At 44.2% G+C, this 23,767-nt stretch carries 19 protein-coding genes; 9 read left to right on the forward strand and 10 right to left on the reverse strand.

From position 1 onward, the window contains the following. Positions 1-36: 36 nt before the first annotated feature. Both JMX48_RS00270 and JMX48_RS00275 read right to left on the reverse strand, forming a co-directional pair. Positions 37-873 carry an amino acid ABC transporter substrate-binding protein gene (locus tag JMX48_RS00270; RefSeq protein ID WP_201533082.1) on the reverse strand — a complete coding sequence of 279 codons (837 nt, stop codon included), beginning with the start codon at positions 871-873 and terminating at the stop codon, positions 37-39. A gap of 358 nt (positions 874-1,231) precedes the next feature. Beyond that, complete coding sequence (locus JMX48_RS00275) at positions 1,232-2,008, reverse strand: UTRA domain-containing protein (protein ID WP_201533083.1); 777 nt, start codon at positions 2,006-2,008, stop codon at positions 1,232-1,234. Between the two features lie 285 nt (positions 2,009-2,293). Between JMX48_RS00275 and hutU the strand changes: the two genes are divergently transcribed. From hutU to hutI, 5 genes are all read left to right on the forward strand, one after another. Further along, complete coding sequence (gene hutU / locus JMX48_RS00280) at positions 2,294-4,009, forward strand: urocanate hydratase (RefSeq protein WP_201533558.1); 1,716 nt, start codon at positions 2,294-2,296, stop codon at positions 4,007-4,009. Positions 4,010-4,041: 32 nt separating this feature from the next. Next, complete coding sequence (locus JMX48_RS00285; RefSeq protein ID WP_201533084.1) at positions 4,042-5,403, forward strand: YjiH family protein; 1,362 nt, start codon at positions 4,042-4,044, stop codon at positions 5,401-5,403. Between the two features lie 95 nt (positions 5,404-5,498). Next, positions 5,499-7,061, forward strand: coding sequence for a histidine ammonia-lyase (gene hutH, locus JMX48_RS00290; protein WP_201533085.1), 1,563 nt, complete (start codon positions 5,499-5,501; stop codon positions 7,059-7,061). A gap of 39 nt (positions 7,062-7,100) precedes the next feature. Continuing rightward, positions 7,101-8,162, forward strand: a complete 1,062-nt coding sequence (gene hutG / locus JMX48_RS00295) for a formimidoylglutamase (protein WP_201533086.1) — start codon at positions 7,101-7,103, stop codon at positions 8,160-8,162. A 96-nt stretch (positions 8,163-8,258) separates the two neighbouring features. Further along, on the forward strand, positions 8,259-9,557 hold the full coding sequence (gene hutI / locus JMX48_RS00300; protein ID WP_413786329.1) for an imidazolonepropionase: 1,299 nt from the start codon (positions 8,259-8,261) through the stop codon (positions 9,555-9,557). Positions 9,558-10,144: 587 nt separating this feature from the next. Here the strand turns inward: hutI and gdhA are convergent. Further along, complete coding sequence (gene gdhA, locus JMX48_RS00305; RefSeq protein WP_201533088.1) at positions 10,145-11,491, reverse strand: NADP-specific glutamate dehydrogenase; 1,347 nt, start codon at positions 11,489-11,491, stop codon at positions 10,145-10,147. A gap of 699 nt (positions 11,492-12,190) precedes the next feature. Here gdhA and JMX48_RS00310 point away from each other — a divergent pair. Further along, positions 12,191-12,862: a class I SAM-dependent methyltransferase gene (locus JMX48_RS00310; protein ID WP_201533089.1), complete on the forward strand. Its 672-nt coding sequence runs from the start codon at positions 12,191-12,193 to the stop codon at positions 12,860-12,862. 28 nt (positions 12,863-12,890) lie between these two features. Here JMX48_RS00310 and JMX48_RS00315 read toward each other — a convergent pair whose 3' ends face one another. From JMX48_RS00315 to JMX48_RS00340, 6 genes are all read right to left on the reverse strand, one after another. Continuing rightward, entirely contained in the window at positions 12,891-13,493 is a 603-nt protein-coding gene (locus tag JMX48_RS00315; protein ID WP_201533091.1) for a GNAT family N-acetyltransferase, read from the reverse strand. Next, positions 13,486-14,262 carry a nucleotidyltransferase family protein gene (locus tag JMX48_RS00320; RefSeq protein WP_201533093.1) on the reverse strand — a complete coding sequence of 259 codons (777 nt, stop codon included), beginning with the start codon at positions 14,260-14,262 and terminating at the stop codon, positions 13,486-13,488. Before JMX48_RS00320 ends, JMX48_RS00315 begins: the two co-directional genes overlap by 8 nt. Further along, positions 14,259-15,569 (reverse strand): XdhC family protein, encoded by a 1,311-nt coding sequence (locus JMX48_RS00325; protein WP_201533095.1) that lies wholly within the window; start codon positions 15,567-15,569, stop codon positions 14,259-14,261. Before JMX48_RS00325 ends, JMX48_RS00320 begins: the two co-directional genes overlap by 4 nt. A gap of 137 nt (positions 15,570-15,706) precedes the next feature. Further along, positions 15,707-18,160, reverse strand: coding sequence for a xanthine dehydrogenase family protein molybdopterin-binding subunit (locus JMX48_RS00330; RefSeq protein ID WP_201533097.1), 2,454 nt, complete (start codon positions 18,158-18,160; stop codon positions 15,707-15,709). A 2-nt stretch (positions 18,161-18,162) separates the two neighbouring features. Beyond that, positions 18,163-19,155, reverse strand: a complete 993-nt coding sequence (locus JMX48_RS00335) for an FAD binding domain-containing protein (protein ID WP_201533099.1) — start codon at positions 19,153-19,155, stop codon at positions 18,163-18,165. Beyond that, positions 19,152-19,808: a 2Fe-2S iron-sulfur cluster-binding protein gene (locus JMX48_RS00340; RefSeq protein ID WP_201533101.1), complete on the reverse strand. Its 657-nt coding sequence runs from the start codon at positions 19,806-19,808 to the stop codon at positions 19,152-19,154. The genes JMX48_RS00335 and JMX48_RS00340 overlap by 4 nt, the downstream gene beginning before the upstream one ends. A 259-nt stretch (positions 19,809-20,067) precedes the next feature. Here JMX48_RS00340 and JMX48_RS00345 point away from each other — a divergent pair, with 259 nt between their 5' ends. Next, the gene (locus JMX48_RS00345) at positions 20,068-20,721 is read left to right on the forward strand and encodes a DsbA family protein (RefSeq protein WP_201533103.1); all 654 of its coding nucleotides are present in this window, start codon (positions 20,068-20,070) and stop codon (positions 20,719-20,721) included. 207 nt (positions 20,722-20,928) lie between these two features. Here the strand turns inward: JMX48_RS00345 and JMX48_RS00350 are convergent, their stop codons facing one another. After that, entirely contained in the window at positions 20,929-22,053 is a 1,125-nt protein-coding gene (locus JMX48_RS00350; RefSeq protein WP_227687820.1) for an S-(hydroxymethyl)glutathione dehydrogenase/class III alcohol dehydrogenase, read from the reverse strand. 195 nt (positions 22,054-22,248) lie between these two features. On the opposite strand from JMX48_RS00350, the gene JMX48_RS00355 reads away from it, so the two are divergent. Together JMX48_RS00355 and JMX48_RS00360 are read left to right on the forward strand one after the other, a co-directional pair. Next, positions 22,249-23,127: a LysR family transcriptional regulator gene (locus JMX48_RS00355; protein ID WP_227687821.1), complete on the forward strand. Its 879-nt coding sequence runs from the start codon at positions 22,249-22,251 to the stop codon at positions 23,125-23,127. 113 nt (positions 23,128-23,240) lie between these two features. After that, positions 23,241-23,759 carry a DUF302 domain-containing protein gene (locus JMX48_RS00360; RefSeq protein ID WP_201533105.1) on the forward strand — a complete coding sequence of 173 codons (519 nt, stop codon included), beginning with the start codon at positions 23,241-23,243 and terminating at the stop codon, positions 23,757-23,759. The last annotated feature ends 8 nt before the right edge of the window (positions 23,760-23,767 follow it).

Raw genomic sequence — 23,767 nt, forward strand, 5'->3', positions numbered from 1 at the left:
ATGGCAATACTGCCAGTAAATCAGCTAACCATGACATTATTTTTGTTGACTTATATCAGCGCCAAAGAATTGTTCGCTAAGCTTGGTTAACGTGCCGTCGGCTTGTAATGCTGCCATCGCTTCATCAAGTTTTGATACCACGGCATCATTGCCTTTTAGCAACACTATGCCTGACCCAGTCTGCTCACTTTTAGGGGCAGTCAGTTTGATCTCAAGTCCTGAATCTGGGAATTTTTTTAGATAATCTAATACAGCGAGATTGTCATTCATCGTAAAGTCAGCACGGTCTTGCTTGACCAATTGTACCGCCTGCGCCATACCATCAACAGGCACGATTTCTGCTTTATAACGCTCTGCGAGTTCACCATAGTTACTGCTGAGTGATTGCGCGGTACGCAGACCTTTTAGGTTGTCCCATGAGCTATAACGACTGTCATCTTTTGGCGCTAATACCACGGCACCTGACCAGCTATAAGCGGTGGTTTTGTCATACTTAGCCTGACGCTCTGGTGTGGTTAAACCCACTTGATTGGCGACCATATCAAAACGTTTAGAATCTAGACCTGCCAGCATCGCATCCCACTGAGTTTCTTTAAATTCTACTGTAACGCCTAGTTTGTCAGCGACCGCACGAGTGACTTCTACATCGTAACCTGTCAGCTTACCGCTCTCATCGTGATAAGTGAATGGCGGATACGTACCTTCAGTACCCACATTAATGGTACCTTTATCATCGATACGTTGTAGCAAGTCAGAACCGCCTTTCGCGGCACTGTCCGTCGCATTGGTATCAGCGTCATTAGTAGTAGACTGACCACAAGCGCTAAGTAACATAGTACTGGCGGCAAGGGCTAAGAGAGTGCGACGTTTCATAGGACGTCCTTATAAGAATGAATGAGAGTAATGAATAAATAATACGAAAATAGGTAACGCGAACGAATAATAGTGAATCCTCCACATACAGACCATCACATGTAGGCCATCACTTACTATAGCCATCACTTACCATAGATAGTGCCATAAAAACTGTGCACTGCCATATTCGGCTTTGGCTGCTTTTTGAGGATACTGAACCTATTTTTCAATACTATAATGATATTATATTTGATTTTACAACATTTATTGCAGCAAGTTTCGATACTATTGCGACCAATTTAGTAGCAGATCTTTTATATACTATCGTATTTTAGAAAGAATAAACGTACAAATACCGTGAGCATGCGTAAGGTATTTATAGCTCGCCTGAGAATTGATAACGTTCGCCTGCATGCCACATTTTGACAAAGGTTACGACTTGACCTGCTGAATAAGTTTGACGACACAGTACTAAGGTTGGTGATTGCGACGCTATTTGGAGCACAGTGGCAATATTATCAGGTGCAGCGAGTGCTCGAATAGTGTAGCTGCCACGCTCTAGCGGGCTTTGGGCAATCAGATAATCACTGGTATTGACCACACTAAAATCTTGCTCAATGAATGCTGGTACTTTTTTTGCATCAACCCAGCGCTCTTCGAATTGTATGGGCTGATCATCCGCAAAATGTACAATTTTTACTTCATATAAAACAGGCGCTTCATCGCTGTGACTATCTTGATTATGATCATCTTCATTTTGGCTGTCCTCACGATAGCTATCAATGCTATCCATATCAAACTTACGCCTCAGCTCATCGTCCAACATGCCAGCAGTAATGACGCGTTTACTCACAACCTGTGCTCGATAATCACGATTGGCTGACTTCAAGTCCTGAGCGATATTACGCACTTCCACAAAGGTATGATTGAATTGCTGCTGCGCGACAAACGTCCCCGACCCTTGCCGACGCTCCAATACTCGCTCCTCGCTCAGCTCCTTTAAAGCGCGGTTAACCGTCATACGTGAGACGCCAAACTCTGTTGCCAAGGCCATTTCTGTAGAGATTGCATTACCCGCCTGCCACTTGCCAGAATGAATATTATCCAATATCGCATTTTTAATCCGCTGATATGCCGGAATCGTTTTTGTCATATCCGTTTTAAACCATCGTTCCGCTAGTAAGAATAGCGCCATAATATCATGACAATCGTGATAACCCTTATTCGTTTATCCTATCTTATCTACTCATACCATGAATAATTCAGTCATTTATAAAAAACCGCTTGCATGAGAAAATAATTTTTGATAATTTGTATATACAACTTATGAATTGTCTCAAATAACATCATTAGAAAACGGTAGCAATAATCAAAAGATCAATAATCAATAATCAATAATCAATAATCAAAAGGAATAATCATGACGACCGATAATGGAATGAGTAAAAACGCAAAAATCGCAAATAACGAGTTTACCCGACGTGATGAGAGTCGTAATATTGCCGCGCCTACTGGCAGTACCCTGCATTGCAAAAGCTGGCTCACCGAAGCGCCTTATCGCATGCTACAAAACAACCTGCATCCTGATGTCGCTGAAAACCCAAAAAGCTTGGTGGTATATGGTGGTATCGGACGCGCCGCCCGTAACTGGGAAAGCTACGATCAAATTTTAGCGTCATTGAAAGAATTAGAAGACGACGAAACCTTATTGGTACAGTCTGGTAAACCCGTTGGTGTGTTTCAAACGCACGAGAACGCACCGCGTGTCTTGATTGCCAACTCCAACCTTGTACCGCGCTGGGCAACGTGGGAGCACTTCAATGAGCTGGATCGCAAAGATTTGATGATGTACGGTCAGATGACGGCGGGTAGCTGGATTTATATCGGCACGCAAGGCATCGTTCAAGGCACTTATGAAACTTTTGTTGAAGCAGGTCGTCAGCATTACGATGGTAGTTGGGCAGGACGTTGGATTTTAACTGCTGGTCTTGGTGGTATGGGCGGCGCGCAACCATTGGCCGCGACTTTTGCCGGAGCGACTTCTCTCAATATCGAATGCCAACAATCTAGTATCGATTTCCGCTTGCGTACCGGTTATGTCGATAAGCAAGCAGATGATCTTGACCATGCTTACGAGTTAATCAAACAGCATACCGACGCTGGTGAAGCGGTCTCAATCGCGCTACTGGGTAATGCCGCCGACATCTTGCCTGAGATGGTCAAGCGCGCTAATGCAGGCGGCATGAAGCCTGACTTGGTCACTGACCAAACATCAGCACATGACTTAATTAATGGCTATCTACCAAGTGGCTGGACGGTTGAAGAGTGGAAAGCAGCACAAGAAGATTCAGACCAACACGCAACGCTAACTAAGGCAGCAGCAGCATCTTGCGCCGTACACGTACAAGCCATGCTCGATCTACAAGACATGGACATTCCAACCACTGATTATGGCAATAATATCCGTCAGGTGGCTTTTGATGAAGGCGTGAAAAATGCCTTTAACTTCCCTGGTTTTGTCCCTGCTTATATTCGTCCGCTGTTTTGCCAAGGCAAAGGTCCATTCCGCTGGGTGGCATTATCAGGTGATCCAGAAGACATCTATAAAACCGATCAAAAGATTAAAGAGCTGTTTCCAGAAAACCAACATATCCATCGCTGGTTAGATATGGCAAAAGAGCGTATTCAATTCCAAGGATTGCCTGCGCGTATTTGCTGGTTGGGTCTGGGTGAGCGTGACAAAGCAGGATTGGCATTCAATGAGATGGTCAAAAATGGCGAGCTAAAAGGCCCTATCGTCATCGGTCGCGACCATTTGGATACAGGTTCTGTTGCCAGCCCTAATCGCGAAACAGAAAGCATGAAAGATGGCTCAGACGCTGTCTCTGATTGGGCGCTATTGAACGGTATGCTTAATGTCGCAGGCGGCGCTACTTGGGTATCACTACATCATGGCGGCGGTGTTGGCATGGGTTACTCGCAGCATTCTGGCATGGTGATCGTCGCTGATGGTACGGATGCAGCAGCCAAACGCTTAGCGCGAGTACTGGTTAATGACTGCGGTTCAGGTGTCATGCGTCATGCCGATGCAGGTTATGAGTTGGCAATCAAAACAGCCAAAGATTACGGCTTAAACTTGCCAATGATTAAGTAAGTCATCTACAACATTTTATCAAGGAGGATAACATGATTGAGCAAAATACAGCGTCCAACGGCAACGATGCGGCAACGCCCACACCAGAAAAGCTGCTGTCCAAACCTGTGGCGCTGATACAGCTCATCGTATTTAGTGCTATTGGTTTAATTATGTTTTTTGTGCCCTTTACCATCGGTGAAAAAAGCACGATTTTGTTCGATCATGGCGCGACTTATTTGGTCAATCAACAGCATACCTTATCTGTCACCTTGTTATTTTTGCTGATGATTTTTGGGGTAAGCAAACCATTTATAGATGGCTCGTGGCGTAAAAACATCACCCATATAATTATGACTGTTTTTAAAATCATTGGTCTGATTTTGGCAGTGATGTATGTTACGGGCACAGCACCTGCCATCATGATGGAAACCGACATGCTGCCGTTTTTATTCGAAAAATTGGCCTTGCCAGTCGGTATGATCGTGCCACTTGGCGCTTTGATTCTGGCATTTTTAGTCGGTTTTGGCTTACTTGAGATGGTTGGTGTACTGATGCAACCTATCATGAAACCCATTTGGAAAACACCAGGAGCATCCGCTATCGATGCGGTCGCTTCATTCGTTGGCAGTTATTCTATTGGTCTATTGATTACCAATCGTGTTTATCTACAAAAGCAGTATTCGGCGCGTGAAGCCATTATCATCGCGACTGGATTTTCTACCGTGTCAGCGGCGTTTATGGTGATTGTGGCAAAAACGCTTGGCCTGATGGAATTTTGGAATCTGTTCTTTTGGTCGACGTTGGTCATTACTTTTATTGTCACTGCCATTACTGCTCGTATTCCGCCAATCAGCCTGTTTGATAACAATGTTGATCGTCCAGTCCTCGATTATAAACGTGGCACGCGACTGGCGGCGGCGTATGAGTTGGGTTTATCCACGTCACGGAGTGCAACGGATCTCAAGCAGATTTTATGGTCTAATTTCCGTGATGGTTTGACTATGGCCGCAGCGATTGTGCCTTCTATTATCGCGGTCGGATTAACGGGACTATTATTGGCAAAGTATACGCCAGTGTTTGATGCGTTAGGGTTGCTACTTTATCCCTTTACGTGGTTAGGTGGCTTGCCAGAGCCGCTTGTGGCTGCCAAAGGTATGTCAGCGGGATTGGCTGAGATGTTCTTGCCAGCGCTATTACTTAGTGATGCGGATATGTTGACCCGTTATGTTGCAGGCGTGATTTCCATTAGCAGCGTCCTGTTTTTTTCTGCCATGATTCCTTGTGTGCTGGCGACTGAAATACCCATCTCTGTTGGCAAAATGGTCATCGTTTGGTTCCAGCGTGTGGTACTCAGTATTTTACTGGCGGCCGCCTTTGGACAGTTGGCCATGTACCTGAATTGGATTGGTTAAGATCAACCAGATTGAATAAGAAACATCACCCTGTATCACTTTTAAAGTAAATCGACTATATCATTAATAGCACTTATAAAATTAGGATTAGCACCATGACTGATATCAAAAAATTCGTACTACACCCGCGTCAGCTTAGTTTTGAGATACTACGCGATATCTATGATCAACCGGTCATATTGACCCTACCTGATAGCGCTTATGAGGCGATAGATGCCTCACACGAAGATGTACGCACCATCATTGCCCGTGATAAGAGCGCTTATGGCATCAATACGGGTTTTGGTCTGTTAGCAAAGACGCGTATCAGCGATGATCAGCTTGAGCTACTTCAGCATAACTTAATCGTTTCTCACTCAGTGGGTACGGGCGAGGCGTTGCCAGATGATGTGGTTCGTCTGATTATGATCATGAAGGTGGCCAGTTTGGCGCAAGGTGTGTCTGGCGTACGCCGCACGGTGGTCGATAGCTTACTTGGCTTAATTAATAACCAAATTACCCCCAATATTCCTGCCAAAGGCTCAGTTGGCGCTTCTGGTGACTTAGCCCCTTTATCGCATATGACATTGGCAATGATGGGCGAAGGTGACGTCTATGTCGCTGGTAAAAAAGTGCCCGCTGCTGAGGCCTTGGCACAGCATGGTCTTGAGCCAATTACACTAGCTGCCAAAGAAGGTCTTGCGCTTATTAATGGTACGCAAGTATCCACCGCATTAGCATTGCGTGGTTATTTCTTGGCGCGTGATTTGCTGGAGACAGCCACCATCGTCGGCTCACTGTCTATCGATGCTGCTAAAGGCTCAGATTCGCCATTTGATGCTCGTATTCATGAAGTACGTGGTCATCATGGTCAAATTGAAATCGCTAAAGCACATCGTCAACTCATTAAAGGCAGTGCTATTCGCGCCTCGCATGATGGCGAGCAAGACGATAGAGTACAAGATCCTTACTGTTTGCGTTGTCAGCCGCAGGTCATGGGCGCGTGCCTTGATATCATTAATCAAGCAGGCAAAACCTTACTCATTGAATCTAATGCAGTGACTGACAATCCGCTTATCTTCAATAACGATGACGGTCCTGTGGCGATCTCAGGTGGTAATTTCCATGCTGAACCAGTTGCCTTTGCCGCTGATATATTGGCCTTAGCCATTGCTGAAATTGGCTCTATGTCTGAGCGCCGTGTGGCTTTGCTAATCGATGCGACTCTATCCGGTGGTTTGCCGCCATTCTTGGTTGATAATGCAGGAGTGAACTCAGGCTTTATGATTGCCCATGTGACCGCAGCAGCGCTTGCCTCAGAGAACAAATCTATCGCGCATCCGGGCAGTGTTGATAGTATCCCGACCTCTGCGAACCAAGAAGATCATGTGTCGATGGCGACCTATTGTGCACGCCGTTTATATGAGATGGTACAAAACACCGCCACTATTATCGGTATTGAGTTACTGGCTGCGGGTCAAGGCATCGACTTTCGTCGCGGACTCGATACCTCAGAGATGCTGACGACCGCGCATCAGAAACTACGCGAGCAAGTGACTTTTTATGATAAAGACCGCTACCTAGCGCCTGACATTGAAGCGGCAAAGCAGTTAGTATTGGCTGGTACCCTTGCGGAGCATTGGCAAGAATTACGTAGCGATTGGTATGAGTCTAAGTAAAATATTGATTGAGCCTATTTTAGAGAAAGGGAGTCCGCGATGACGATAGCAACGGTTAATCACACGGCCGCTGACATGAACCGATGGACAGGACGTGCAGAGCCATTTGAAACGGAACGCGCCCGCTACTGGTATCAGCTCGCACAGCCTTATGAGCAGCAATATATCGGTCTGGTGGGTTTCGCTTGCGACCAAGGCGTCCGGCGTAATCAAGGACGCGTGGGTGCAAGAACCGCACCACCGTTGATTCGTCAGGCATTTGCGGCGTTGCCTGTCATCAAAGCGTTGCAAGATCGCTTCGATGGTCAATTGCCAAATCTACTGGGCGATGCTGGCGATATAAATTGTCATGACAATGATGGTTTTGCGGTAAGCATACTTGAACAAGCTCAAGTCACTTATGCCGATAAGATAAGTCACATTATTGGGCAAGGCGGTCTACCTATCGGACTGGGCGGTGGTCACGCCATCGCTTATGGCAGTTTTTTGGGATTGTGGCAGACGTTACCACAAACCGATGCTACCAACGATATAAGCTCGACTGATATAAACTCGACTGATATAAACTTGACGCCGCGTATTGGCATTATCAACTTTGATGCGCATCTTGATATTCGCCAGTCTGATGTGGCAACGTCTGGCACACCGTTTCGCCAAATTGCCGAACACCTTGCTGAAAATGGTCAACCATTTCACTACTGCTGCATCGGCGTCAGTCGGTTTTCTAATACCGCTGCGCTCTTTGATCGCGCTGAGCAATTAGGCGTCCACATAATCAGTGATGAAGATTGTACCAATAAGAAGTGGAAAAAAATTGCTGCTCAAATAGCGGGTTTTGTCGATAACGTTGATGTCATTTATATGACCATTGATATGGATTGCTTGCCATCCAGCGTCGTACCTGGGGTCAGTGCGCCTGCTGCTTATGGCATTGGGCTAAGTTTCGTTGAGCGCGCGGTCAAACTCATCATGTCATCAGGCAAAGTAAAAGTAGCCGATATCGCTGAAATCAACCCTACTTTCGATGTTGACAATCGTAGCTGCAAAGTTGCTGCTCGATTGCTAGCCACTATTATAGAACAACACTTGCTTGCCAACTAAGCCCATTGACTTCAAAAAAATCTGGAGCGTATTATGAATACATCACAGAAATTCGTATCGAAAAGTCCTGTAGAGCAGACACTAGACGAGTCCGCCATGACCTCGTTTGACCACATTATTGTCAATGCCAACCTTGCCACGTTTTCAGCACAATATGGTTTTGATATCAATGCCAATAACGAAGCCAATGATCAATCAACGTCAGTAGATAGCGTACCTTATGGTCAGCTAGAAAATGCAGCGATCGGTATCAAAGCGGGCAAGATTGCTTGGATTGGCACGCATGAGCAAATGACATCCTATCTGACTTATTATCAAAGCCAGCAAATCACAGATGCCAATAATCAGTGGATCACCCCAGGATTGATCGATTGTCATACGCATATCGTTTATGGCGGCAATCGTAGTAACGAATTTGAAGCGCGTTTGCACGGTGCTAGTTATCAAGATATTGCCGCCCAAGGTGGCGGTATTGTCGCAACCGTCAGCGCCACTCGCGCCGCCACTACTGAATCGCTATTTGCACAAAGTGAAAAACGTCTACTCGCACTCATCAAAGAAGGCGTTACCAGTATCGAAATCAAGTCCGGTTATGGTTTAGACCTAGAAACGGAACGCAAAATGCTGACGGTCGCTCGCCAGCTTGGTGACCAGCATGATATTCATGTTAGCACCACTTATTTAGCCGCGCATGCGCTACCAATAGAGTACCAGTCTCACATGCAGGACCGTGCAGATGACTATATTGAGCAAGTCTGTGCATGGCTTCCTATATTGCATTCAGAGGGTTTGGTCGATGCAGTCGATGGTTTTTGTGAAAATATCGCTTTTAGTACCGAACAAATCAAGCGAGTGTTTGAAGTCGCACGCTCACTAGATTTGCCAGTCAAATTGCACTCTGAGCAATTATCTGACATAGGCGGAAGTGCGTTGGTTGCAGAATACCAAGGATTATCCAGTGACCATTTAGAGCATTTGTCAGAAGCCGATATCAAAAAAATGGCCGCAAGTAATACGGTTGCCGTGCTATTGCCCGGCGCGTTTTATACCTTGCGCGATACCAAGTTGCCACCGATTGATGCACTTCGTAAACATCAAGTGCCTATGGCAATCTCCACCGATTGTAATCCGGGCACATCGCCGCTCACGTCGCTGTTACTGGCAATGAATATGGGTTGTACGCTATTTTATCTCACCCCTGAAGAAGTGCTAGCAGGGACGACCATTCATGCTGCACAAGCGTTAGGATTGGCTAAAAAAGGGCGTATAGAAGTTGGCTGTGATGCAGATTTTGTACGATGGGATATCGCCCGCCCTGCTGATTTGGCGTATCAGATAGGACTGAATCCTATTGAAGGTATTATGGTTCAAGGACAGTGGCGCAAGACGATATAGTCAATCCACTATAAAAGTGTTACAGCGTTAACCTCTCTTGAAGTATTCAATATACATCTGAACTCGGTTGCCTTGTATCACTTTCAAATTGAATTGACTGTAGTTGATTCAATTTAAAAAAATCAGTGTTGTTATAGTTAGTTCGAAATAAAATGGATACACGACACAATACTGCGTGACTGGGATAAATTTTTCTTGCTTGCTGTGCCTGCGCAGACAGAGGCGACAAAAAATTTATCCCAGCAGCACTGTATCGGATTTAAAGTGAATCGACCATAGAATGAACTGTCATTAACTTGATAGCTTTATAGTGAATTAAAGCGCGTTCTCATTTCAAGCGATCATATCTAAATGCGCTAAAAATAAGGACACGCCCCAATGACATTGGTAAATTTATATACAAAGTTAGGGCGTGTCATCATTTAGATTGTGAGGCTTAAAATGAGATAAATTGCCGTCAAACAAGGAAAATAACGCAGATAATATCGAGATATTAACCAGTTATTTGACGACGTTTGACAAAATTTAGCCATTTTAAGACCACTAAATGATTAAGTGTGCTAATTGATACATGCCCTACATCATACTTAGTTTAAAATTCCATAAGCAACCAGTGCATCAGCAACGCGCTTGAAGCCAACGATATTAGCACCCGCCATATAGTCAATGTAGCCGTCTTCTGTTTGACCATACTGTTCTGACGCGGCAGCTGAACTATCATGGATATCTTTCATAATTACTTTTAGAGTCTCGTCAACCTGCTCAAAGGTTTGATACCGACGCATAGAGTTCTGTGACATCTCAAGCGCAGATACTGCCACACCGCCCGCATTAGCGGCTTTGCCTGGCGCATAATGGACACGGTGCAGGCGAATATGGTCAATCGCTTGCGCTGTCAATGGCATGTTAGCGCCTTCAGCAATGTATTTTATGCCGTTTTCAACCATTAATTTGGCATCGTCTTCGCTCACTTCATTTTGCGTCGCTGATGGGAGAGCGATATCACCTTTGATAGTCCATGGTTTTTGCTTGGCAAGCCACTCGCCACCAAAGACATCGACATATTCTGCTAAAGGTTTACTTTGTGCTTTCTGCACTTTTAACCAGTCGATTTTTTCTTGATTCAGACCTTTTTCATCATAGAGCGTACCTTGTGAATCAGACACAGTCAGTACGATAGCACCTAACATATGCGCTTTTTCGGCGGCGTGGAGTGAGACGTTACCCGCACCTGACACCAATACTCTTTTGCCTTTGATGCTATCATTTTGAGCAGTAAGCATATTCTCTAAGAAATATACCGCGCCATAACCAGTCGCTTCCGTACGCATTAAGCTACCGCCAAAACCCACACCTTTACCCGTGAGAACACCGGTAGATTCGCGAGTGAGGTTTTTATACATGGCATACATGTAGCTGACTTCACGACCGCCTACCCCAATATCGCCTGCTGGTACATCGATGTCTTTGCTCACATAATGATATAGCTCGCGCATAAAAGCATAGCAAAAACGGCGAATTTCGCTTTCAGACTTACCTTTAGGATCAAAATCAGAGCCGCCTTTACCGCCGCCAATGGGCAAGCCCGTTAAGGCGTTTTTGAAGATTTGCTCAAAACCTAAGAATTTTAGAACAGATTGATTAACAGTAGGATGGAATCTGAGACCGCCTTTATAAGGCCCTAAAGCGTTATTGAACTGGACACGCCAGCCACGATTGACTTGAACCTCACCTTTATCGTCTTCCCAATTGATACGAAAGCCAACCACGCGATCAGGCTCTACTAAACGTTCAAATATTTTTAAGGTTTCATATTCAGGATGAGCGTCATATAACGGCTTGATAGTAATGGCAACTTCTTTCACCGCTTGGATAAATTCAGGTTGATGGGCATAACGTGCTTCGATTTTTTCGATGGCCTGACTGATACTCATATATCTTCCTTGGAATAAAAATGGTGATTATATTTATTTATATCAACGTCGCGTCGTGTGACAACAAACGAGAGGATTGCGGACGCTAATATAGTTGATTCTATGCGATGTCCTGTACAGAAACGAATGGCGCTAAAAAATCTGACAGAATTTGTGTCAGTACTATTTGCATCAATACTATTTTCATCAATGCTATTTTCATCAATGCTATAAGCTCAAAGACAAAAATAATTTTATCTCATAATGTATATCATTTTTAAATAAGGTAAGTCTAGTAAATATCATTAGCATAAAAACTGATGAGTACAATTTAGGCCTTATTGTCTATTGGCGTAAAATAGAGACAAGCAATCAATAGTCCATACTGAAATGTTAGAACGTTAATTTTTACTGTCATCAACAAGATTTTGTGTGGCATAGATTGGTTATAGCCTAATAGTTTGGTTGCAGCCTAAAAGCAGCAAACAGGCTAAGTATGATGGCTAATTTTTACCTAGTAATAAGAATACCCTGAGAATTAACAACAACTTGTCCAATGTTAGTTCATACTATTATCACTATTTGAACCTCACTTTTTTCTTTCTATTGAAAATTTTATAAAATTTCGACCATTCAAATAACTTCCTTTACTGACTACCCTTATCGAAAGTGGCAACCTTTGCCAAACCTTGCATTCTTGCTTATTTTTTAGGACAGTTTATGACTTCGCTGACCACTGTGCGCGTGCGTTATCAAACGATTGAAATTGGCAATACCGACATCCATATTTGCACCCTGCGTGACAATCAACAATTCAGCGACCCTAATGATGAAGCGTTAAATTTGGGTATTTGCTCAGCTTCTTGGCCGATGTTTGGCGTTATATGGCCGTCAAGCTTGGTGCTGGCCAATCATATGCTCGACTATGATATTGCGGGCAAACGTATCTTGGAGGTGGGCTGCGGTATGGCGTTATCAAGCTTACTGCTCAATCACCGGCAAGCAGATATCACAGCGACCGACTATCACCCAACGGTTGAGTATTTTCTTGATCGTAATACCACGCTCAATAATAATAAAGAGATTAATTTTGAGCGCTTGGACTGGGCAGAAGATAATAGCCATCTTGGGCAGTTTGATATGATTATCGGTAGTGACTTGCTTTATGAAGACCAACACATCGATATTTTAGCTGAATTTATCGAGCGTCATGCGTTGCCAAAATGTGAAGTCATCGTCGTTGATCCTGGTCGTGGGCGCAAAAACAAGCTAACCAATAAGATGCTTGAATATGGTTTTAGTAGTCAGCACGTTAAGCCGGAGAATACCACTTATCTTGATTTGCCATTTAAAGGGCATATTTTGACGTTTTCGCGAGATAGTAGTAAATAAATTCTGTAAGTAGCAATTGTAAATCGAGTTAATTTGCGACCGTATTTTGCCACTGCTGCCGAGTTATTTTGTATAACACATGCGTGGCAAGTGGATGTTCAGCAGCAAGCATAGGGTGATAAAAATTCTTCTTCATATCTGTCATACCAAGTCGCTCCATAACCAATTGTGAGCGCTTATTAATGACCGCGGTAAATGAGACGACTTCATCGAGTGCCAGCTCGTCAAAAGCAAAATTCAGCGCCGCCCTTGCCGCCTCAGTAGCATAACCATATCCCCAGTAATCTTTATGCAGTCGCCAAGCAATCTCGACAGCAGGGCCAAAAGACATATCCGCGTGCGTGTCATTCAAACCGACAAAACCAATGAAAGCATCGCTGTTTTTTGCGTCGTCTTTTACACTGACAGCCCACAATCCCCAGCCTTTATCTGCAATCAACTGCTGACATTTTTTGGCAATGATATCGCTTACTTTAGCAGATAATACCTTAGGGAAATATCGCATGACTTCTGGATCGGCATTCATCTCAGCGAATATCGCAAAGTCGCTGGCTTGCCATTGTCTTAGATAAAGACGTTTGGTTTCTAGCACAGGTATCATAGAATATTCGCCATCGTTAATACTACTCATCTATCCATCCTTGTTGCTTGGCATAAGCAAGCTGCTCGGGGGTGTCGATATCATAGCTTAGCTGCTCATTGCTGACAGCATGTATCTGACTTGGCGGCAGTCCTCTAATTAAATGACGCAGTCCTTTGTCGCCTATCAATTCTGATTGCCATTGTCTGAGTAACGTACAATCAATCGTTAACGGTAATCCGATGATATTTTGTGTAGATGTATTGGTAGCAGCATTTTTATTTAAGTGCATTTCATCTAAGCGTGACCAGCTATGATAACCACTGGCTACCACTATCTGCTTTCCTGCCAGCAACGCCAGCAAATGTGCCTCATCAAGTAATACTTGATCAATTCCCATTATCAACACACGATTGACAAGACTGTCGCCAAGATTCATTAATGCCTCAATACCCAAGCTCAAACTATGCGCCATACCTGTTTCAGGCGTAGGATTTATAACCGTTTGAATGATGGAGTACTGCAAAGCCAATTCAGCAATTGTACTTTTAATAGCTGGCTTATTATCAGGAATGACGACGATAATTGTTTGCGGTTTGGTAGACAAGGCCAGCTTGATTATGGAACATATTAAAGGTTCATCATTTTTAAACAGTAACTGCTTTGCTTGACCCAAACGCTGACTAAGACCACTGGCTAAAATAATCACCGCATGATTATCGTTTTTCAAAGCCTCTGGATCTTGGAAAGCCTCTGGATCTTGGAAAGCCTCTTGATCTTGCAAAATTAGCGCTTGTGACGTGGCATTATTATGAGTCATGCCATGTTCAACTTGGCATCGCCGCGTATCGTAGAAATATTTGAGAAGTTTGCATCTGAATATTCAGCTGACAGCGTTTGCTGATGCATAACCGCGTTTATCTGTGCCATGATCCCAAGTGCCAAAGCTTCAGGGCCGTCACCACCAAGCTTATAGCCAATGGGATAATGCAATTTGCCGATACCTTCTGTTAACGTCTTAGGGTCGGCTATGGTGGCACTAATCTCATTGATTAAACGTTCGGTGCGATAGCGTGGTCCCAATTGTCCTATATATCTATAATTTTTAGGATGCTCTAGTAATACAGCAAGTCGAGCACGATCTTGACTAAGGCTGTGCGACATCAAAGCGACAGCAGCATTATGACTGAGTCTGAGCAACGTTTCGGTATCGTCCAATGTCAAAGCCACCACCTCATCTGCTTGCGGAAAACGCATGCGTGTTGCATATTGCGATCGGCTATCGATGACCGTCACATGCCAATCTTGCAGTTTTGCCATGGTGACCAGCGGCATGACATCATTGCCTGCCCCGCAAATCAATAGTCGTATTTGCGGTTGTAGTCGCTGAACCAACCATTCTGTTGTCATATTATTATGATCATTTTTTATAATCACATAGTCAGCATTGCTATCAGACAGCTTATGTTTTGCTAGTTTATTCACTGTGTCTATAAGTGCGTTGGAAGCATCAGCTACCTCTAGATTGAGTCGCATGCCAACGGTTAACTTAGAGCTTTGAGGCTGACTACCATTAGAGCGAATTAAAGTGGCCATTGTAATAGGTTGCTGAGTACGACGAACCTGAGTGATGACCTCTAACAACGATTTTGCCGTTGCTAACCTCTCAAATAAGACATGCACCCGCCCATTGCATCCTAGACCAAAATTTAATTCGTCTAACTCATCATACGTTTCACTATCTAGCTCATCATACGTTTCACTATCGAAAGCAGCATAATGGTCATCATAAAAATCAACATCTAAAAGCTCAGCATGGTGTTTTTCATTGCCCTGAGTGGATTTTTTTGCTTTACCATTTTCAGTGTAATCAATATCATCACCCGTTTGATAAACTTGCACATTAGCGCCATGACGAGTCAACCAAAAGGCGCGTTTAATAATATGCGGCTCAAGGCAGCCACCACTAATCATCCCAACCGAACGTCCATCCTCACAAATGAGCATCATAGCGCCAGCACGGCGATACGCTGAGCCTTCAGTACGTACAACCGTCGCCAATACAGCATCAACGTTTTGTTGTTGAGCGGCGCTTGCCAGCTTAAGAATGTCAGCGATTTGATTCATAACGCCTCTTACTTTAATTATATGTGATATTTAATAGAGTACTTTTTGAATTTATACGTACTCATATTATGAACATTCAGGTTATAAAAACCCGCTACTTAAGCGGGTTTCTTTGATACAAAAATTACTATCAAAAACTACTCTGGCATCTCAGCGAGTAACTTGTCGAGCGTAATTGGAAAGTCATACACCCTGACACCAACCGCATTATAGACGGCATTAGCAATGGCAGCAGCAGCACCCGAAATTGCCGTTTCACCGATGCCTTTGATATGCATAGGATTGGTATAAGGATCATCTTCTTCTACCAAAATGACATCTAACTGGGGCACATCCGCATTGACTGGGACGTGATATTCAGCAAGATCATGGTTGCATAAACGACCGTCGCGCTTATCATGGATGACTTCTTCCATCAAAGCGGAACCAATACCGAACACCATCCCGCCGTAGCACTGTGAAGTGGCTGTTTTATGATTCAAGATACGTCCTGCCGCAAATGCGCCCGTCATCCGCTTAACACGAATCTCACCAGTTACTCGGTGTACGGCCACTTCAGCGAAGTTGGCACCAAAAGAAGCTTGGCGATGGCTTTTGCCATTTTTACCGGGTTTGATTTGTCCTTTGGCACTGACTTTTTGGTCGTCGTATTTCGCAACGATATCAGCTAAAGCATAGGACTGAGAGTGATTAAAATCATATTTTTCTGATGTTGATTCTGGTAGCGACAATCCTGTTTTATCAGCCACTTTTTCTTTTAAATCCACCAATTTATCAGTCAACTTATCGGTCAAATCTGCCGTTTTTTCTTTACCTGCTGCAATAGCCAACTCTACTAAGCTGGGCTCATGCTCGCCTGCTTGTTTAATTTGACCTTTATCAAGCTGAATGGTATCAGGATAGAGTCCGACTTTTTCTGCTAGCATGTCACGCAGCTGCTCACAAGCAAGATAAATACTACTACCAGAACTCGCCGCCCCAAAACTACCACCCGAACCGGACGCTGGCGGCAATTCGCTATCACCCAATTTCATTTCAATATGATCGATTGGTAATCCTAATAGGTCAGCGGCTACTTGCGAAAACACAGTATAAGAACCTGTGCCAATGTCTGTCATGTCCGTCTCAATCACTGCTTTGACGCCCAGTGCTTTTGATGGATCAACTTGCAGAGTTGCTCGGGCTTCTGACTGCTGTACCGAGTTGCCGCGAGACGACGCTGCCATTCCTGTGCCTATCCACCAATCACCTTCTAATTGACTGGCAGGTTTGGCATTACGCTGCTCCCAGCCGAACTGTTCAGCGCCTTGTTCCATACAGGCAGTGAGTTGGCGCGTAGAAAACGGAATATCTTGGCTAGGATCTTGCGCAGGCTCATTACGGCGGCGCAGCTCAATGGGATCAATACCCAATTGTGTGGCCAGCTCATCCATGGCACATTCGAGGGCAATCATACCCACCGCTTCACCGGGCGCACGCATAGAGCCGGAAAGGACTTGATTCATATCTACTTTTTTATAATTTACTCGGCGATTTTCACCGCGATATAAATATTTAGTAGATAACGCGGATGGTTCAAAAAAAGCCTCGCCCGGCAAATTGCCACTAGTAGACTCATGAATCAAGGTATTTATGACACCGTTATTATCAGCGCCAATTGCGATACGCTGACGAGTGTTTGACCGCCTGACCGTCGCTTCCATGACTTGTGGACGAGTCATGCAAACCAAAACAGGACGGTCCAAATCTTTGGCAGCAATAGCGGCTGCAATCGACTCAGGTGCAATTCCCAGCTTGCTACCGAAACCACCACCGACGTAATGAGAGATCATTTGCACCTGATCTTTCTTTAGGTCTAAGGCATCCATCACTTGCTGCTTACATGACGCAACCATTTGATTCGATGTGTATAGGATAAGTTTATCTTCTTCCCAATAAGCCAACGTAGCATGAGGCTCCATCGCAGAGCTGTTCTGACTTGGAGTATGATAAAGACGATCGAGGGTCACCGCAGATTCAGCAAGTCCTTGCTCTGGATCACCCTTTATGGCATTTTGATCTGAGCCTTTTTTCTCGTCAATATCATGGGCATTAGACAGCTCTTTGGTAAAATCTAGCGCCGCTTTTTCGGTCTCGTCTTTATAACTAACCTTGACCGCATGAGCACCTTCTGTCGCTGCTTCAAAAGTCTCGGCAATCACAACGGCAATCGGCTGACCATGATAAAAAATCTCGCTAGCACCTTGAGTAGGCGCTTTGGTTGCTGTTCCTTGCTGGGAATTACGCAAAAAATGCGTTGGATCAGTCACGACTTTTATAATGCCAGGAATATGCTCTAACGCGCTACTATCGATGCTTTCAACGTGTCCTTTGGCAATTTTTGCGCTGACTAAAACACCATAAACTTGGTTTTCTCGATGAATCTCTGCCGAATAGTGCGCTTGACCACTAACCTTTAATGAGCCGTCAACGCGGTTGATTGGCTGACCGACCAGTTTACTCGCTGTCTTGTCGAACAAAGTGTCAACAGGCTGGTCCATGGTCATTTTTTTGGTCGATTCTGATGGAAGTACTGAGTCCAATAATGACATGATTATGCTCCCTTGCCCGCTAATGCGCGCTGAATAACTTGTTTTAGTAGACGACGTGTTAGTGGTATTTTAAAATCATTTTGACCACGGCCTTTGGCATCTTTTAATAATAAATCCGCCGCCTGCGTAATAACCTCATCATTACCATCAGTGTCAGTCAATAATGTCTCCACTGCTTCATTGCGCCACGGCTCAGTACCGATGCCGCCAAATGCTAGACGTACAGTTGCTAAATCACCTTTATCATCTACGTCTATTACTGCGGCGCAGGAGATCAAGGCAAACGCATAAGACGCACGGTCGCGCACTTTGTCATAAGTGTGCATGCCTTTGATAGGGGCTGGCAGAACAATATGAGTGATAAGCTCGCCCAACGCCAAAACGTTTTCGATATTCGGTGTTTCTTTTGGCAAGCAATAAAAATCTTTGATCGCAATTTTACGGGTTGAACCATCCGCTTTTACGGTCTCAATACTGGCATCCAATAGACGCATCGCTACCGCCATATCAGAGGGATGCTGAGCAATACAAGACTCACTAGTGCCCAAAATGGCAAGCGTACGGTTTTCGCCATTGATAGCTGGGCAACCCGTCCCCGGCTCACGTTTATTACAGGGACTGTCTGTCTGATAAAAATAGTAACAACGAGCCCGCTGCAAAAAGTTACCGCCTGTCGTGGCTTTATTACGTAGCTGTCCTGTGGCTCCAGCCAAAATCGCTCTTGATAATACGGGATAATTGGCAATGACCTCAGCATGAGCGGCCAAATCACTATTGGTGACCAGCGTACCGATACGCAGTCCACCATCCGCAGTGGTTTCTACTTTTTCCAATGCTAAACGAGTGATATCGACCAACTTGATGGGCGTCTCAATCTCAAGCTTCATCAAATCTAATAGATTGGTTCCGCCAGCGATAAATGAGGCTTCTTTAGCACTAGCTGACATCGCGGCTTGCTCGGGCGCATCGGCACGAATATATTCGAATCGTTTCATGAGCGATCTCCTAGCGTGTTGGCTTCTTGAGGGTTCTTTGATGATGCTTTACCAAGTTGGGCCTCACTAGGCGGTGGTGACCAAATACCAGTTACCTCTGAGTCTTGTACTGAATCACTCATAGACGCTGTAGATTTATCAGCCATTTGATTTTCTAACACTTGAGAGATGGCTTTAATGATATTAGGATACGCAGAACAGCGGCAAATATTGCCACTCATACGCTCAGCAATTTCTTGTACCAGCAACCCATCAGGGTTTTGCAAGTCAGTAGTGACATGGCTTGGCCAATTGTTTTTGACCTCTTCTATCAATGCCGTCGCTGAGCAAATCTGCCCAGGGGTACAATAACCACATTGGAATGCATCATGGTCTTTAAAGGCTTGTTGCAGCTCTGATAACGAGTCAGGCATTCCAATGCCTTCAATCGTCGTAATCTCATCGCCATCATGCATCACCGCTAGCGTTAGACATGAATTCACGCGCTCGCCATTAATGAGCATGGTGCAAGCACCGCATTGACCGTGATCACAGCCTTTTTTGGGGCCTGTTATTTGTAAATGTTGGCGACAGACATCAAGTAGTGTCGTGCGCGTATCAAGATTATCAAACTCATAATCTTGCTTATTAATTGTTAACGTCAAAGTAGACATGCTGGCTTCTCGCTGGCAGATAAACATAATAGAATGATAAAAAACAGAATGATAAAAAACGCCTCATAAAACAGCGCCAATGAATTTATTATGACGTATCAAAAAAGTTATTTTGTTTTTACTTTGTAGTCATTAGGGTGTATTTTTTAATCTAGAACACCATAAAACTAGCAACGTTTTCGTTAACTGATTTATTGTCAAGTGATAGATCGCTCCATCAATTTTTGAATAAAATACAAATAATAATTTGCGAGGCATTATGAAATCATCAGAAAAACCAATCCGAATAGACATTGTCTCAGATGTTGTCTGCCCTTGGTGCCTCATCGGCTATCGCCAACTGGCAGAAGCGCTTGAGCAAACTAAAACGGCTCATACTATCCATTGGCATCCATTTGAATTGAATCCCAACATGCCAAGCGAGGGTCAAAATCTGCGTGAGCACATTATCGAGAAGTACGGCTCGACCAAGCAAGAATCTGATGCCAGCCGAGAGCGGATGACTGAAGCTGGGAACGATGTTGGCTTTGAGTTCAACGTCACTGACGACACGCGTATGCACAACACTTTTAACTTGCATCAGCTCCTGCATTTCGCGGATCAGCAAGGACGCATGCATGAGTTAAAACAAGCGTTGTTCGCGGCGCATTTTACCAACGGCAGAAATATCTCCGACATCAACGTGCTTGCTGACATCGCAGCAGAGATTGGGCTTGATCGTAGTGAGTCGCTAGCCGTATTAGAAGGCCAGTTTTTTGCTAAAGAAGTACGCGCAGCTGAACAACATTGGCAACAGCAAGGCATTCAAAGCGTGCCAGCCATTATTTTTAATGAGCGTCATCTGGTCAGCGGTGCTCAAGGCGTGGAGAATTTCACCAATATTTTGCAGCAGTTGGCTGACATGACAGACTAAAGTATTATCGATGATAAAAAGGCTCATGTCCTATGACCAGATCTCACTTGTCATTGTGTTGAATATTAATGATATCTTATGCCATAAAAAAATGCCGCTCCATACATAGGAGCGGCATTTTTCGTTTTGTCATATTGATACTTTATAACGCTAATAACGCTAAATTTATAACCAATATCATTAACCGTTACTTTTAAAAAGCATCTCTTAAAAATGAATAACCGTACGGATACTTTCACCTTTGTGCATCAAGTCAAAGGCTTCGTTGATATCTTCTAATGGCATGGTGTGGGTAATAAAATCTTGTAGCGGAATTTCGCCCGCTAAATAACGCTCAACATAGCCGGGCAACTCTGTACGACCTTTGACGCCGCCAAATGCTGAGCCGCGCCAGACTCGACCCGTCACTAACTGGAATGGACGCGTCGATATTTCTTGTCCTGCGCCTGCGACTCCGATGATGACTGATTCGCCCCAGCCTTTATGACAGCACTCAAGGGCTGAACGCATGACATCGACGTTACCGATACATTCAAATGAATAGTCCACGCCGCCATCGGTCAATTCAACGATGACTTCTTGAATTGGCTTGTCGTAATCTTTGGGATTGATGCAATCCGTTGCGCCTAGCTTTTTGGCCAATTCAAATTTGCTCTCGTTGATATCAATGGCAATGATACGACTGGCCTTTGCCATGGCTGCACCGATCACGGCTGATAATCCAATACCGCCCAGACCAAAGATAGCAACCGTATCGCCCTCTTCGACTTTTGCCGTATTCATGACCGCGCCCATACCGGTCGTGACGCCGCAACCCAATAAACAAACTTCTTCTAACGGCGCATCGACATTTACTTTGGCTAGAGAAATCTCTGGCAACACCGTATATTCAGAGAAGGTTGAGCAACCCATATAATGATAAATTGGCTCACCATCTTTATAAAAACGCGTGGTGCCATCTGGCATGAGGCCTTTACCTTGGGTCTCACGTACAGCGGAGCATAGATTGGTTTTACCAGAGCGGCACATTTTACAGACGCCACATTCTGCTGTGTATAAAGGAATGACATGATCGCCAACTTGGACGCTGGTCACGCCTTCGCCAATTTGCTCAACGATACCGCCACCTTCATGACCCAAAATCGCGGGGAATACGCCTTCTGGATCTTCACCAGATAGCGTAAATGCATCGGTATGACAAACGCCGCTGGCAATAATTTTTACCAATACTTCGCCTTTTTTGGGCAACATGACATCCACTTCTTCAATCGATAGTGGCTCATTTGGCCCCCACGCAACAGCGGCTCTAGATTTAATAAATTTATCTGACATAGTCATCTCTCTTATAATTCATTTTATTATTGATTAAACACAAACCAATTTAGCTTATATTGCTTACTGAGTAGAGGCAAGCCATCGTTGTCGCAATCTGGTAAAGTCTTGATTTTATGCTTACTATTATAGTCATTTCTGTAATGATAACAATGTGCTATATTTGCAAATATCTTTTACACACTGGTAATAATCATGCGCTGGGATGGTATTAGCGAGTTCGTTTATGTGGCGGAATATGAGAGCTTCACCCGCGCCGCAAAAGAATTGGGCGTCTCAACCGCACAAGTCAGTCGACAGATAAGTGCTTTAGAGAAGCGTCTTAATATTAAACTGCTATATCGCACAACGCGTAAAGTATCGCTGACTGAAGAAGGCCGTGTGTTTTATCAGCATTGCCGCGGGGTGCTCGATGGCTTGGATGCCGCTGAGCAAGCGGTTAGTAACTTACAATCAAAGCCGCAAGGCAGAATTAAGCTGACCGCCCCTGTCACTTATGGTGAGCAGCAATTGTTGCCACTGGTCAATAATTTTATGGTGCAATATAGCGATATCGAAGTGACGGCTTTTTTGAGTAATCAAAAGATTGACTTAATCGATGGCGGCTATGATTTGGCGATTCGTATTGGCAAGTTAAGCGATTCGACGATGATGGCAAAAAAGCTTAGCCATCGTACTAATTTCGTCTGTGCCGCGCCTGATTATCTTAAAAAGTACGGCATCCCACATTCTCTGACCGAACTGAATCAACATAATTGTTTACTTGGCACGCGTGACTATTGGCACTTTATAGAAGATGGTAAGAACGCCGATAAAGAAAAAAACTTACGCGTCTTTGGCAGTGTGCAATATAACAGTGGTCACAGTTTAGTCGACGCTGCCTTAAAAGGTTTGGGGATCGTCCAATTACCTGATTATTATGTGCAAAAACATTTAGCATCAGGTGCGCTGGTCAGTGTGTTAGATAACTACAGAGAACCCGAAGAAAGTATCTGGGCCGTCTATCCGCATAATCGTCATTTATCACCAAAGATTAGGTTGCTAGTAGACTATTTGGCAGAGTATTTAGCTTAGTAAATCGTTTTGCAATGCTACGCTTTACTATGCACAATTTATTACGCACAATGAATATTAGATATTTCCAGCCATTACACGCTGAGTAAATCACCATAATAAAAGGAAGTTTTATGCTTAAGATGATCTCTATAACCGCTTTAGCTTTAGCCGTTTCCTCTTGCGCTAGTGTTGAAAATATTTTAAATGTGCCTGATAAGATGCCATCAACGCCAGACACGATGACTGCCATCAATGCTGAAAAAGGTTTGGTTACGATGCAAAGTAATCATTCTGTCCAAGATACCGCTGACAAGCTGGTAACGATTATTGAAAGTAAAGGTATGAAAGTATTTGCGCGTGTCGACCATCAGAAAAATGCGCAAAGCGTTAATTTGGCCTTGAGACCGACGCAAGTTATTATGTTTGGTAACCCAAAAGCAGGCACGCCATTGATGAATTGCGAGCAAAGCGTTGCCATTGATTTACCACAAAAAATCTTAATCAGTGAAGATACCAATAAAAAGGTCTGGTTGTCATACAACAATCCTGAATACCTAAAGACCCGTCACAATATCAAAGGGTGTGATAGGGAGATTGCTAGCATCTCAAAGGCCCTTGATGGCGTTAGTAAAGCAGCCATTGCAAAATGAGTATTATG

It is taken from the genome of Psychrobacter immobilis (genome assembly GCF_904846225.1).
GTDB lineage: Bacteria > Pseudomonadota > Gammaproteobacteria > Pseudomonadales > Moraxellaceae > Psychrobacter > Psychrobacter immobilis_F.